This window comes from Erysipelatoclostridium sp. MSK.23.31, from assembly GCF_019125875.1.
GTDB classification, from domain to species: Bacteria; Bacillota_I; Bacilli_A; order Erysipelotrichales; family Coprobacillaceae; genus Thomasclavelia; species Thomasclavelia ramosa.
Window position 1 is genome coordinate 1 of sequence record NZ_JAHOCB010000019.1, and the last position, 14,587, is coordinate 14,587.

A 14,587-nucleotide genomic window follows, 5' to 3' on the forward strand; every position below is an offset into this window, starting at 1 on the left:
AATGAAATAATACTATATCTAGACATAAAAAAGTAGGATAATTATTGAAGATTATACATCTTCTAATCCTACTTTTTGTTTAGTACCCTATATTATTTTAAAGCACCATTTTAAATAACTAAACCAACACTTTCATTAATTCTATAAAATTATACTTTTTCAACAGACATTACTACAATTACCGCACCTATTAATGATAGAACAGCACTAATTAACAGTACTTGGCTAACACCAACTGAATCTAGTAACATCCCACCAATCAAGTTACCAAAAACCCCTGCTACTGTCATTGAAGTAGTCACAAATGATTGACCTTTAACCATATCTTGTGGGGCAATTTTACAATTCACATAATAAACAGATGCCGGAATAAATAAAGCATAAGCCCCCATTTGGAAAGCTTGAGCTATATAGATCATTGTCATTCCATCTGCAAAATAAGTAATCACATGTTTTACTAAGAATAGAATAATAGAAATTTTAATTAACGTTCCACAATTAACTTTTTTACTAAGCTTCGTAAAATATGCCATTGTCGGTAATTCTAACATCGCTGCTAAAAATACAGCATTTCCCATATCACTACTATTACCGCCTACATTAGTAATTATTTGGATAAAGAAATTATTAATAATTGTATGGGCAAAATAAACAAAAACAAACCCTAATAAAAATACAATAAATTTTTTATATTTACCAGCAAATCTTAGCAAACCTTCATTATTTACTGCAACTTCATCCTCGTCATTTGTCTCAACTGCAACTTCGATTTGTTCACTTTTTGGCAATACATAGCCATGAACAACAATAAATAATAGTGCATTAAAGACAACATAACATACTGGTAATAAATCCGGACTAAAAGCATCAACTGCATGTCCTAATACCATTGATGCAACAGCGTAAGCAACAGACCCCAGCCCTCGAGCCAAGCCATAATTCACTTGAATTCCATACTTTTCAAAAACAAATGCCAAAGTATTCATTAGCGGCATTATCGTTGTCATTAATGAAAAGATTGATACAATCAAAATAAAAATAATTGCCTGATTACTTGGAACTACTAATAAAATTGCAGATAAAGCAATTGCTATTGCAACGATAGTTGTAATAATTTTACGAATTTCAATCTTTTGATTCTTATCAGCAAAAGTTGCTAATGCCGGTTGCATGAACACCGCTAAAATATTGCATAGGGACAAAATTATACCAATTGTTGAATTACTAAAACCTTTGTGCAATAGGTATACTGAGGCATATCCCATCATTGCGGCAAAGGTTGCAAAATAAAATACTTGACTGGCTACATACTTGATATTTAAACTTTTTACTCTACTCATTTTCCTACCTCATTAAATCGCTTTCATTATTTCTAATATATCATTATTTTTAATATTAAATCCAGCATTTTCAAAAGTTGAAAAGTCGCTTTCATCAATATTAATCGATACCGGCATTTTTATTTCCAATGTTACTAAAATATTATCATATTTTTATATATATTTTCATTGATAATCAAAAAGCCACATCAGTGCTTGCTGTTACTATAACCATTCCCTCACTCTCTAACTTCTCAAGCCTATAAAATTATTATAACTAAAAATCATTTCAAATGAAATCTTAATCTTTTCAGTCAGTAAAATCAGATTAATTCTTTTGTGAAAAATATTGTAACAGCTTGCTTTTATTATCATCTTAGTTGACAAATTTTGTTCATTGGAATATTATACAAATATAGTTAGCTTAAGCTAACTAAAAGGAGAGATATTATGAAACTAGTATTAGTACGTCATGGAGAAAGTGACTGGAATAAATTAAATCTTTTTACAGGATGGACAGATGTAGATTTAAGCCAAACTGGCCATCGAGAAGCAATACAAGCAGGCACGATTTTAAAAAATGAAGGTTATGAATTTGATGTATGCTACACTTCTTATCTGAAAAGAGCCATTCACACATTAAATCATATATTAGATGAAATGGATCTCTGCTGGCTGCCTGTCAATAAAAGCTGGAAACTAAACGAACGTCATTATGGTGCTTTACAAGGATTAAATAAAGCGGAAACTGCAGAAAAATACGGTGAAGAACAGGTGAAAATTTGGCGTCGTTCATTTGATGTACTGCCACCAGCTTTAAATATAAATGATAAACGCAGCGCGCAAAAGCAGGCAATGTATCGAAATATTGACTCTGCTCTTTTACCAGCAGGTGAGAGCTTAAAAACAACAATTGAGCGGGTTATTCCTTATTTTAATGAAACAGTAAAAAAAGATATGCAGGCTGGTAAACGAGCCTTAATTGTTGCACATGGTAATTCATTAAGAGCGTTGGTTAAATACTTTGATAAGTTAAGTAACGAAGCAATCATGAATATTAATATTCCAACTGGAATTCCTTTAGTATATGAATTTGATGATGAATTTAAAGTAATAAAACATTACTATTTAGGTGATGAAACGCTATTAAAAGAGAAGATCGATGCTGTTGCTGATCAGGGTAAAAAACTAGTTACTGTTTAATTATGATTGAAACATTGATCCTTTTAGCATTATTGCTAAGTTTAATTTTCTATATTAAAGCTTATTTAAAAAAAATTCTTTTAAAGCGTTATCATCAATAAAGCACATATACTTGAAATACCTCTAAATTAAATAATCCTCAAAAAGTCAACTTATACATTATTCAAAAGTTGGCTTTTTTATTTATTCCAATTAAATTTTTATAAAAACAAATTTATTACTTTCAACCTAAAATTTTATTGTAACGATTGACATCAAGTGCAATTACTTTTATACTGATAATTAGATTATCGATAATTTAATTATCAGTATAAAAGGAGGCGATAAATTGTCAAAACCCGATAAATCTATTGATCCAAAAATTTTAAAAAGTGCTAAAGAAGAATTTTTATCACAAGGTTATGAGAAAGCTTCTTTGAAAACAATCTGTGCAAATGCAAAGGTTACTACAGGGGCACTTTACAAACGCTATAAAAGTAAAGAGGAATTATTTACAGCAGTAGTTACCCCTACTTTAGAAGCTTTAAATGAAGTCGCTGACAACCGTAGGATCAATTTTGAAACAGTTACAGAATTTGAATTAATTGAAGCCTGGAATATGAATAACGATGTAATGTTATGGTGGTTTAAATTTTTATATAGCCATTATGATGGCTTTATTCTATTACTATCATGCTCACAAGGTACTTCCTTTTCTAATTTTACTCACGACTGGGTTGAAAAAATGTCCATCTATACTTATGAATATTATCTTGAAGCTAAAAATCGAGGAATTTTTACTACGGAAATCAGTAAAACGGAATTTCATACTCTACTATCTTCTTTTTGGACTACGATCTATGAGCCATTCATCCATGGTTTTAGTTGGGAGCAAATAGAGAATCATTGCCAAATTGTCTGCCATTTCTTTAACTGGTACCAAGTTCTTGGATATACACGTTAAACTCCCTAGATGGGAGTTTTAAAAAAAACTTAGGTTAGCTAAAACTAACCAGAAAGAAGGGATTACATGCTTAAAAAAGTATTAGAATACGCTGGTGATTATCGAAAAAAAACTTATCAAGCTATTGCCACAATGCTGATTGGAGTAGGAATGAATATCTTACCGTTTCTTTTTATCTATCAAATTATTACACCTTTAATCATGCATCAGCAAATAAGCACTCATTATATTATTTTTAGAGTTATTGCCATTGCAATTTCACTTATCTTATATGCCGTTTTTTATGTTAAAGGTCTTGCCTTATCACACCAAAGTGCATATCACACATTAAAAAATCTACGAATTTCTTTACAATGTAAACTTGAAAAGCAACCATTAGGAGTTATTCAAGAAAAAGGAGTTGGTGCTCATAAAAAAACTTTTATTGATGATATTGAAGCAATTGAACTACTATTGGCACATGCTTTGCCGGAAGGCATCTCGAACTTAGCTATTCCCCTCTTCATCTATATTGTTATGTTTATTGTTGATTGGAAACTTGCCTTATTATCTTTAGGTTCTCTTCCCATTGGTTTATTAGCGATGGGGGCAATGTTCAAAATTGGTATGAAAGAAATGAGTAATTACTACGTAGCTGCACAAAAAATGAATAATACTATTATTGAATATGTTAATGGAATGGAAGTTGTTAAAGTATTCAATCGCGATGGTGAATCATATCATCGTTTTGAAAATGATATACGTGGATATCGTGATTTCACTCTTGCCTGGTACAAAGCTTGTTGGCCATGGATGGCACTCTATAATAGTATTTTACCGTGTGTAGCTTTACTTACTCTACCATTTGGATCTTGGTTAGTTCTTCACAACTATTCGAATTTACCTGACTTAGTTCTTATTCTTTGCTTATCATTCGCAATTGGTACTCCGCTTTTACGGGCTTTGGCGTTTGTCTCAACTTTACCACAAATCAGTTATAAAATTGAGTCTCTTGAAAAAATGTTAAGTGCACCGCCACTACAACAAACATCTGATTGTTTTAAAGACAGAAACCATCATATCAGCTTTGATAATGTTAGTTTTGCATACAATAATAATGTAGTTTTACATAATATTAACTTAGAAATTAAAGAAGGCTCACTAACGGCTTTGATTGGGGAATCTGGAAGTGGAAAAAGCACATTAGCAAAACTGCTTGTTCATTTTTATGATGTCCATTCAGGTTCGATCAAAATAGGAAATCAAGATTTACGACAAATGAGCATTGAAACGTTAAATAATCAAATTGCCTATGTATCACAAGAACAATTTCTATTTAATACAACTTTGATGGAAAATATTAGAATGGGACGGCTTGATGCTAGTGATGAAGAAGTTTATCAAGCAGCTAGTAAAGCACAGTGTGATGAATTTTTAAGCCGTCTTGAATTAGGAATTCATACTTTGGCAGGTGATGGAGGAAAACAATTATCCGGTGGTGAACGACAAAGAATTTCTCTTGCTCGGGCAATTCTCAAAGATGCTCCAATCATTGTTCTTGATGAAGCTACTGCATTTATGGATCCAGAAAATGAAGAAAAAATGAATGCCGCAATTGCAGAAGTTATCAAAGATAAAACTGTTATTGTTATTGCCCACCATCTACATTCAATTATCAATGCACATCAGATTTGTGTACTTAAGAATGGCTATTTAAACGCAGTAGGAACTCATCAAGAACTTATAGATACTTGCCTTGAATACCAAAAGTTATGGACCATGGCAAATAATAGTGCTAATTGGAGAGTTAGTCATAATCAAGGAGGTAATTAATTATGATCTCATTAATGTCACGAATCCTTGCTATCGCCGGAAAATATCGTCGCAATATTAAAATCGCTTTTATTTTCTCGTTTTTAAAATCAATGTTAGCAAAATCCCCAATCGGACTAGCATTTATTGCTTTTAATGCTTTTTATAATAATAAAATGTCTGATCGATTATGTTTTCTGCTTGGTATTACATTAATAGTTTGTGTTTTATTTCAAGCAGTTTTTCAAAATATTTCTGATCGTTTACAAGGTGATTCTGGTTATCGAATTTTTTCAGATATGCGCATGGAATTAGGCCGTCATCTTAGAAAATTGCCAATGGGTTACTTTACTGAAGGAAATATTGGGAAAATTAGTTCAGTATTATCTACGGATATGGTCTTTATAGAAGAAAATTGTATGACCGTGATTGCTGACATGATGAGCTATATTTTTGCTGAAATTATTATGATCATCTTTATGTTCTATTTAAATATTTGGTTGGGGATACTTTCATTGTTAATTGCTGGAGCAATCCTATGGTTAGGTAAAGCGATGGAACAACAAACATTAGAACATTCAACTATCAGACAAGAACAAAGTGAAAAACTCACTAATGCTGTACTTGATTTTATTGAGGGTATTAGTATTATTAAAACTTATAATCTGTTAGGTGAAAAATCAGCTGAACTTTCTAATAATTTTAAAGAGAGCTGCCGAACTAATTTAGAATTTGAAGAAACACATGCTCCCTGGCAACGTTGGCTAAATATTATTTATGGTTTAGGAATAGCTGCTATTTTAGCACTCTCATTATATCTACAAACTCAAAATTTACTAACTGTTCCTTACTTGATTGGAGTAACTTTATTTGTATTTGACTTATTTGGTCCACTTAAAGCGTTGTATAGTCAAAGTACACGGTTAACTGTAATGAGTAGTTGTATGGATCGTGTCGAAGATGTCTTAGCTCAAAAAGAACTGCCTGATGATGGTATGGAAGTAATTCCAGAACAAAGTGATCTACCAGAAATAAAATTTAAAAATGTTAGTTTCTCTTATGATAAAAAAGAAGTATTACACAATATAAATTTTACATTAGAAAAAAATAAGATGCTTGCTCTTGTGGGTCCATCAGGAGGCGGTAAAAGTACGATTGCTAATCTATTAACACGTTTTTGGGACGTTGATAGCGGGTCAATAAACATCCGTGGAACAAATATCAAAAACGTTAAACTTGCTGATTTAATGAATCATATCAGTATGGTTTTCCAACGTGTTTATTTATTTCAGGATACTATCTATAATAATATTAGCATCGGACGACTTGAAGCTACGGAAGAAGAAGTCATTGAAGCAGCTAAAAAAGCTCGGTGTTATGATTTTATCATGGCACTGCCAAATGGTTTTCAAACAATTATTGGGGAAGGTGGTACAAGCCTTTCCGGTGGTGAAAAACAACGAATTTCAATTGCTCGATGTATTTTAAAAGATGCTCCTATTATTATCCTTGATGAAGCAACTGCCAGTATTGATGGTGATAACGAAAATTATATCCAAGAAGCAATTACACAGTTATGTCAAGGAAAAACCTTATTAGTAATAGCACATCGTTTAAACACTATTCGCTACGCAGATAAGATTCTTGTCATAGCTGATGGAAAAATTGCACAAAGCGGAAGCCATAACCAGTTAATCAAACAAACTGGAATATACCAAGATTTTATCAATGTCCGTAATAATACCAAAGGCTGGAGCCAATAAAAACATGACTTATGTCATGTTTTTATTGTTTATTAAGTTAATCAACAAAATAATATAATTATTAAATAAAGTGATGAGTTATTATGAAAAACTACCTATACATCAATTTACTTAGTTGATTCTTTTAATAATGATTTTGGTGAATTTTTATTACCAGAAATCTTAAAATCATTTTATTCTAGCTGTAAAAGTAGATTTATGATAATAAGGTATATTAGAAAATTCTAAAGACCCTGTAAAAAGAATTTATAATTTTTAGCTGATTTGGCTTAGAATTTTTCTTAGTTATATTACCATTAGATTTTTTATCATTTTAAAATCTTTCTCATTTCCTATTGTATCGCTAATGGTGTTATCCATCATAATATTATCCTTTGGAGGCGAGCTCCTGTCTGAATGCTTTAGTATTAACAAAAGGCCCAGATACGATTGAAGCAATAATTCATGACTTTGCAGCTGTTGTTGATTTTATAGCTCCATTATTCTTTCTACTATTAAACAGTATTATCCAATTTGGATTCAACCGCATAGCTATTGAAATACTTTTCCTTATTAATTTTATAATCACCTTTATTTTTTTCTATTTTTTATTATAGATAATAAAGAATAATTTAAAATACATTTGTTACGTATGAATGTTTCTAGCAACGTGCAATTTTAATATGCTTGTATTTCCTTTTCTATTTTATGCAATTAAATCATTATGTTTTTGAACCTGTATATTTTTATCAATAACGGCTATGATATGTTTAGAGGTGAGTGACATTAAATATCAAAACTTACATGAATTAATCCAGCGCAGTTCTAGTTCTCGCGAATATTTTTTATCATTACCAGTTGATACACAACTAAGATTACATGTGCTTAATGATTATATTCATTCTCTACATCAATTACACATTTATGCTGAAATCAGCAAATAACGAAATTTTCTTATAAAAATATATACCATTAAAATTCAGATAAATGAACGGATAAAATCAAAACCAAAAATATTTGATTTTGTCTTTTTATTTTAAAACATATTAACAGCATTTTTTTAATAAATTTCTATTCAATCAATTTTTACAATATCTATGTTTATACTCAAACAAAAATTCCATGCTAAAAATCTAACAACGTTTTCAACTTTTCAAAACTGTCATCACTAATTCCATGTTCCATTTTACAAGCTTCTATTTCTGCTTGGTTTGAACTTACGCCAGCAGCGATTAAAAGTTTTTTAAAAAAACAGTGTCGTTCATAAATTCTATTAGCAAGTACTTGACCACTCGATGTTAACTTGAGATGACCATCTTTATTTACTTCTAAATAATTTTTATTTCTAAGCTCTTTAACTGCATAACTAATACTTGCCCTAGAATATCCTCGATACACTGCTAAATCAACAGAACGAACGGCTTTATTTTGATTAGATAAAATTAAAATAGCTTCTAAATAATCTTCCAGTGCTTCTCCCATAACCACTTCTCCCTTAAATTTATTAATTTTTTATAGTATAGACATTTATTTATCTTATAATTCAATTGATTATAAAAGCAAGTAAGGAAATCTCCCTACTTGCTTAATTTTCTTTTTTATAAAGAAGCGGTTTTGTTGAGACAGCAGAAAATAGGAATGTTGAAGTATTGTGTAAAAATGCACTTGTATTAGGCTGTAATAATCCAATTAGTCCAGATAAAATTAATAAACTATTAAATGCCACGATATTAGTATAATTATGTTTTATTCTTTGCATTAGTAATATCGAAATCTTTTTAAATTCAACAATTTCATCCAAACGACTTGAAGTCAATGTCACATCTGCTAGTTCACGGGCAATATCGGAACTATCTTGCATTGAAATAGATACATCTGCACTTGATAGTGCCGGAGTATCATTTACGCCATCACCCACCATCACGACTTTTTTACCTTTCGCTTTTAACAGTCTTATATACTCAGCTTTATCTTCTGGTAAAATACCAGCTTTATAATCATCTATTCCTAGTTCATTTGCAATATGCTCTGCAGCATTTTCACAATCTCCAGTTAACATAATAACCTTTTTAAAACCAATCTCCCGTAAATTATTAATTACATGCTTGGCTTCCGGCTTGAGCGGATCATAAATACTAATGATCCCTGCTAGGCGTTGACCTATTGCTAAATAAATCAATGAGCTAGCTCCTTTACTATGTAATTTGCTGATCAACTGAACTATTTCAGGGGGTTTTTCAATCTGTTCATCATCAAAAACAAAATGCTCACTACCAATAATTGCTCTTTGACCATGTAAATTAGTAGCAATACCATGAGCAATAATATATTCTACTTCAGCATGTTCTTCTTGATGTAACAATTCCTCATCTTGGGCTTGCTTAACAATTGCGTTAGCAACACTGTGAGGGAAATGTTCTTCAAGACAAGCTGCAATTCTAAGTACTTCATCACGACTGTAGTCATCTAGTGGTGTTACTTCTTGAACGAATGGAGTCGCATTAGTTAAAGTTCCTGTTTTATCAAAGACAATTGTATCGGCTTGAGCCATCGCTTCAAGATATTTACCACCTTTAACCATGATTGAATGTTTTCCAGCCTCTTGCATTGCACTGATGATAGAAATTGATGTAGTCAATTTAATTGCACACGAATAATCAACTAATAAAATTGAAGTCGCTCTTGTTAGACTTCTTGTCCATAATAGCAACCCAAAGAAGCCAAAAAAACTAAATGGAACAATCGAATCAGCAAGATGTTCAGCTCGCGATTGAACACCAGCTTTTAATGTTTCATTAACATCGATCATATCAACAATTTTATTAATACGACTTTCTTTTTGTAGATTTCTAACTTTTACATAAATTTTTCCTTCTTCTACAATTGTTCCTGCAAAAACAGTATCATCCTTACCAACCGCTTTACTTAGAGGCTCACCAGTAAAACTTGATTCATTGATCAAAGCCTGACCATCGGTTATTTCTCCATCAACAGGGATCATCGTCCCCATGTGAACAATAACTATATCACCTCTTTTTAGAGTATCACTAGGAATTTCTATTTCTGACTCATTTTCTAAGATCCAAACCTTATCTAGATGAAGTGATAATGATTCTTTTAATTGTAAAGTTGTTTTTTTTCTTGTATAGTCTTCTAATAATTGTGATACCGACAATAAAAACATAATATCGCCAGCTGTTTTAAACTGTCTATTAAGCATCGATACAGCGATACTTGTCGCATCAAGAACTGGCACATCAATATGTCCTTTACCTAATGAAGCTAGCCCCTTTTTGAAATATTTAACCGCTAAAACGATACTGCTTAAATATTGTATCGGAGTTGGTAAAAACCACCGAATTGAATAACGGCGAAGCAATAACTTTATAAATTTAGAAGTATAATTTTGGCTAACTTCTTTTTGTGTTATTTCATAAGAATTATACTCCTTGATTGTCGCTAGATATGGTGTTACATCAAATTTTTCTATTTCAAATTGTCGTATTAAAGCTAATAATTCTCTTCTTCTATTTTTATCATAAATAAATAAAATACTTCCTGTTATATCATTAGCTTCGACCTTATTAACCATTTTCCAACGTTCTAATTCATAGCTTAATCCAATTGCTGCAGTTTTTGAAAAAGTATATTTACCATAACGAATTCGCATTCGTCCAGGCATATCATGAACAATTTGATAAGCTTTCATAACCTATCTATTCTCCCTCATTTTTAGCTTTTGCTTCGTAACAAATATCTTTTGCATCTTCCTTGATCGTTTCATAAGTAGCCATCGCATCGTCTTTTAGCTTCATTCCCGAAGCTAAAGAATTAACCGCCATTGTTCTAGCTTTATCGCTTTTTAAAAACCTTGCACCAGCAATCGTTGCTGCAATTCCTCCTACAAAGGATAATACAGTTTTGTTTTTTAATAAATCTTTCATTAATGTTCCTCCTAACTTATTATAAAGATGTTAGTCAAAGCTAACACTCTATACTATTAGAATACTCTTTTTTTCGTCATAGTCAATCTAAAGTTATATAAGTCTAACAAAAAAACCAGCAATATCTTGCTAGTTTTTATAATTTCCACTCGTTACTCATTTTTTGCAGGTCAACCATTCTTTGATAAACCCCTTCTTTACGTAATAATTGTTCTGGAGTTCCTTGCTCAACTACATGTCCATCTTCTAAAACAATCAACTTAGAGGCATTAGCAATCGTCCTCATCCGGTGAGCAATCATAATGACGGTTCGATTAGCAATCAAACGTGATAACGCTTTTTGTACAAAGGTCTCACTTTCAACATCCAATGAAGCACTTGCTTCATCTAATAAAATAATAGGTGCATCTTTAAGAATTGCTCGAGCTATTGAAATTCGCTGCCGTTGCCCACCTGATAATTTTGAACCATTTTCACCAATAACCGTATTATATCCATCTGGCAATTTTTCAACAAACTCATCACAAAAAGCTTTTTGAGCTGCTTCCATGACTTCTTCGTCAGTTGCATCTTTTTTACCAATGCGAATATTTTCTAAAATAGTATTATTAAATAAAACAACCTCTTGAAAAACAATAGAAAATTTTGATAATAGTATTTCTGGATCAACTGTAGAAATATCAATTCCACCTATTTTAATAACCCCTTCGTTTAATTCATAAAAACGAGCAGCTAATGAAGCACAGGTTGTTTTACCGCCACCACTATTTCCAATTAAAGCCGTAATTTCATTTTGTTTAGCAACAAAACTTACATCTTCAAGTACCTTTTTTTTAGTTTGGTACTCAAAACTAACATTTTTAAATTCAATATCATAGTTACTTGGCTCGAATTTTTCTTCACCAGTTTGAAGGGGATAATTTTCTATTTCATTTAGACGAGCAATTTTAGGATCGCAACTGATAATCGCTGCTAAGTTTTGTAATGTTCCACTAAGAGGATCATAAAGACGAGAAGCAACAATTAAAAATAACATAAAGACTTTCAGATCAATCGTTTGATTGATTAGTGATGTTACTCCATAAATGACTACTGTTGCAATTCCTAATTTTAAAATCAATTGTGAACTAACTACAAATAAAGCATTTGTAAGTTCTGTTTTAATTTGACTCTTTTCACAATCATCAATAACCTGATCTACCTCATTAAGATACTGCTGAGTATAGTGATTAGCTTTTAAATCCCTAATTGTCTCCAGCGTCTCTTGAATCTTTTCAGTTCGAACTAATTGTTTTTGACGATCTTTAAATCCAGCATTACTTAATTTTCGTTTAGCCAGAACTACTAATAAAAATGATACAGGAACACACCAAACAGCTGCTAAAGCCATCCTAAAGTCGAAAAAGAACATCGATATAGATAGTAAAAGTGTGGAAGCTATTGACCCAAAGAATTCAGGAATAAAATGTGATAAAGCCTGTTCCATTCCCGTAACATCAGACAAAATTGTTGTTGTTAAATCTGATAAATCACGTTTTGAAAAAAACATTAACGGGAATTTTCGAAGTTTTTCAGCAACACGAATCCTTAATCTTGCACTTTCTTTATAAGTATTATAAAAAGTCATATTATATTGAATATAGTGAGCGATAAAAATTAAGATAACAACTATTACAAATTCAATCAGATACATTGAATATAAGATTGTATTTGAACTGCCATATAGCATTTCTAAAACATCACAAGTAAAATAATATAACACTCCAATTGACATTGCGATTGCTAAATATGATATCGTACATGAAACACAAGCCTTAATTAAATTAACTGCTCCCAAATGGGTTAAAGCAAAACGCTCTTGAACCTTTTTTATCATTCTTGTTCACCTACTTTCCATTCTACTGACTGACAATATTGATGCCACATTTGAGCATATAATCCGTTTTTAATTAATAATTCTTGATGCGTTCCGCTCTCAATAATTTCACCATTATCAACAACATAGATACAGTCAACATTTACAATTGTTGAAAGTCGATGAGCAATCATAATCGTAGTCTTGTCTTTTGCTAATTCCATAATTGCTTTTTGCATTAAGACTTCATTATCACTATCAGCGTAAGCAGTAGCCTCATCTAATAACAAAATTGGAGCATCTTTAACAATGGCTCGTGCTAATGTCAGTCTTTGGGTTTCCCCACCTGATAAATAAACCCCTTTACTACCAATCTTAGTTTCTAATCCTTGATCAAATTTCTCTATAATATCATCACATTGAGCTTTATGAACTGCCGTCTGAATATCTTCAACACTTGCATTTGATCCCATCTTAATATTTTCTTTAAAACTTTTCTTTAAAAGACGACTGTCTTGAAATACGAATGAAATCTTACTCATTAATTCTTTTTCACTAATTTCTTTAACATCGACACCACCAATTTTAATAGTCCCTTTAGTCACATCATAAAATCTCGGTATTAGGGATACTAGCGTTGATTTACCACCTCCACTTTTACCAACAAAAGCAACAATAGAACCACTTTTTATTTTCAAATTAACATCATGAATGACTTCATTTTCACTTTCTGGATAAGTAAAAGAGACATGCTCAAATTCGATATCACTATTGGTGATTTCTTGCAGACTATGCTTATACGTAAACGGCTTTTGATTAATAATTCCTTCGATTCGGTTTAAAGCATCTGCAGCCATCATTGTATTTTCACTTGCAAACATAATTTTATTAGTTGTTACTGCAATAATTGGTGTAAAAATAACATAAAATAAGAAATCTGGCATTAAAGAATTTAAATCAAAACCGTTTAAGATCAATAACATCATTGTGCCAATAATGAAAATGAAAATACTATTGATGAAGGTCGTAAACAAAGTCATTGGGAAACGCATCTTATTTGTATAACCAATTGCAAATTTTTCATAATTATTAATTGATTGATGAAAACGGTCAAAAGAAAAAACTGTCTGTTGAAATGTTTTAACAACAGGTATCCCACGAATGTATTCAACTGCTTCATTACTCATTCCTTCAAGTGCATCCATATATGCTTTCATTGATTCCTGTAAGCCAGGACCAATCATTTTAAACATATTTGATAGTGCTAAAATCGTTGGAATTAGTGCAGCTATCCCAAACTTCCAATCAAAAATAAATAAACAGACTATTACCGCACAAACAGTAGTAATCAATTGTGCCATATCCGGTAATTGATGTGCTAAATAAGTTTCTGTTGAAGCTGCAGCTTCATCAATAATTTTTCTTAATTTACCACTTCCTTCTTTAGCAAAATATCCAAGTGGTAATTGAACAGCATGATGTAAAGCTTTTTTACGCATATTTGAAGCAATTCTAAATGCAGCTAAATGTGAGCAAAGTAAGCCCGAAACATACAATAAAATTCCAACTGCAGCAAAAATTAACGCGTACCAGCCGTATTGTATCGCAATACTTCCTTGGGCAAAGTTTGGATACTCTGCCAAAATAACCTCAATAACTTTCCAAATCATAATAAATGGCATTAATAATAAAATAGCACTTATCATTGAAAATACTAAAGAAAGTATTGTTAAATATTTATATTTGCCAGCATAAGCAAATAAAGATTTTAATACTGTCATATTAACCCT

Annotated in this window: 10 protein-coding genes; 4 read left to right on the forward strand and 6 right to left on the reverse strand. The window is 31.4% G+C overall.

What is annotated here, in order from left to right; all coding sequences use genetic code 11:
- Positions 1 to 149 precede the first annotated feature (149 nt).
- A complete protein-coding gene (locus tag KSU54_RS09685) occupies positions 150 to 1,340 on the reverse strand; it encodes an MFS transporter (RefSeq protein ID WP_003537876.1) in 1,191 nt (396 codons plus the stop codon).
- Between the two features lie 429 nt (positions 1,341 to 1,769).
- Here KSU54_RS09685 and gpmA point away from each other — a divergent pair, with 429 nt between their 5' ends.
- The 4 genes from gpmA to KSU54_RS09705 all read left to right on the forward strand — a co-directional run bounded on the left by gpmA (position 1,770) and on the right by KSU54_RS09705 (position 7,019).
- Complete coding sequence (gene gpmA, locus KSU54_RS09690) at positions 1,770 to 2,522, forward strand: 2,3-diphosphoglycerate-dependent phosphoglycerate mutase (protein WP_003537875.1); 753 nt, start codon at positions 1,770 to 1,772, stop codon at positions 2,520 to 2,522.
- A 328-nt stretch (positions 2,523 to 2,850) separates the two neighbouring features.
- Positions 2,851 to 3,465, forward strand: coding sequence for a TetR/AcrR family transcriptional regulator (locus tag KSU54_RS09695; RefSeq protein WP_117792189.1), 615 nt, complete (start codon positions 2,851 to 2,853; stop codon positions 3,463 to 3,465).
- Between the two features lie 66 nt (positions 3,466 to 3,531).
- Positions 3,532 to 5,277 carry an ABC transporter ATP-binding protein gene (locus KSU54_RS09700; RefSeq protein ID WP_117792187.1) on the forward strand — a complete coding sequence of 582 codons (1,746 nt, stop codon included), beginning with the start codon at positions 3,532 to 3,534 and terminating at the stop codon, positions 5,275 to 5,277.
- 2 nt (positions 5,278 to 5,279) lie between these two features.
- The gene (locus KSU54_RS09705) at positions 5,280 to 7,019 is read left to right on the forward strand and encodes an ABC transporter ATP-binding protein (protein ID WP_009300804.1); all 1,740 of its coding nucleotides are present in this window, start codon (positions 5,280 to 5,282) and stop codon (positions 7,017 to 7,019) included.
- Between the two features lie 1,104 nt (positions 7,020 to 8,123).
- On the opposite strand, the gene KSU54_RS09710 is transcribed toward KSU54_RS09705, so the two are convergent.
- The 5 genes from KSU54_RS09710 to KSU54_RS09730 all read right to left on the reverse strand — a co-directional run bounded on the left by KSU54_RS09710 (position 8,124) and on the right by KSU54_RS09730 (position 14,578).
- Positions 8,124 to 8,480: a metal-dependent transcriptional regulator gene (locus KSU54_RS09710; protein WP_003537869.1), complete on the reverse strand. Its 357-nt coding sequence runs from the start codon at positions 8,478 to 8,480 to the stop codon at positions 8,124 to 8,126.
- A 103-nt stretch (positions 8,481 to 8,583) separates the two neighbouring features.
- Positions 8,584 to 10,707: a heavy metal translocating P-type ATPase gene (locus KSU54_RS09715; RefSeq protein WP_117792185.1), complete on the reverse strand. Its 2,124-nt coding sequence runs from the start codon at positions 10,705 to 10,707 to the stop codon at positions 8,584 to 8,586.
- 7 nt (positions 10,708 to 10,714) lie between these two features.
- The gene (locus KSU54_RS09720; RefSeq protein ID WP_117792183.1) at positions 10,715 to 10,942 is read right to left on the reverse strand and encodes a DUF6110 family protein; all 228 of its coding nucleotides are present in this window, start codon (positions 10,940 to 10,942) and stop codon (positions 10,715 to 10,717) included.
- Between the two features lie 136 nt (positions 10,943 to 11,078).
- Positions 11,079 to 12,818, reverse strand: a complete 1,740-nt coding sequence (locus KSU54_RS09725; protein WP_117792181.1) for an ABC transporter ATP-binding protein — start codon at positions 12,816 to 12,818, stop codon at positions 11,079 to 11,081.
- Positions 12,815 to 14,578, reverse strand: a complete 1,764-nt coding sequence (locus tag KSU54_RS09730; protein ID WP_003537863.1) for an ABC transporter ATP-binding protein — start codon at positions 14,576 to 14,578, stop codon at positions 12,815 to 12,817. Before KSU54_RS09730 ends, KSU54_RS09725 begins: the two co-directional genes overlap by 4 nt.
- Between the last annotated feature and the right edge of the window lie 9 nt (positions 14,579 to 14,587).

Bases quoted from the DNA above. Each gene is read 5' to 3' on its own strand.
- KSU54_RS09710 (WP_003537869.1), bottom strand. From the start codon at position 8,480: ATGGGAGAAGCACTGGAAGATTATTTAGAAGCTATTTTAATTTTATCT.
- KSU54_RS09725 (WP_117792181.1), bottom strand. From the start codon at position 12,818: ATGATAAAAAAGGTTCAAGAGCGTTTTGCTTTAACCCATTTGGGAGCA.
- KSU54_RS09720 (WP_117792183.1), bottom strand. From the start codon at position 10,942: ATGAAAGATTTATTAAAAAACAAAACTGTATTATCCTTTGTAGGAGGA.
- KSU54_RS09705 (WP_009300804.1), top strand. From the start codon at position 5,280: ATGATCTCATTAATGTCACGAATCCTTGCTATCGCCGGAAAATATCGT.
- KSU54_RS09700 (WP_117792187.1), top strand. From the start codon at position 3,532: ATGCTTAAAAAAGTATTAGAATACGCTGGTGATTATCGAAAAAAAACT.
- gpmA (WP_003537875.1), top strand. From the start codon at position 1,770: ATGAAACTAGTATTAGTACGTCATGGAGAAAGTGACTGGAATAAATTA.
- KSU54_RS09715 (WP_117792185.1), bottom strand. From the start codon at position 10,707: ATGAAAGCTTATCAAATTGTTCATGATATGCCTGGACGAATGCGAATT.
- KSU54_RS09730 (WP_003537863.1), bottom strand. From the start codon at position 14,578: ATGACAGTATTAAAATCTTTATTTGCTTATGCTGGCAAATATAAATAT.
- KSU54_RS09685 (WP_003537876.1), bottom strand. From the start codon at position 1,340: ATGAGTAGAGTAAAAAGTTTAAATATCAAGTATGTAGCCAGTCAAGTA.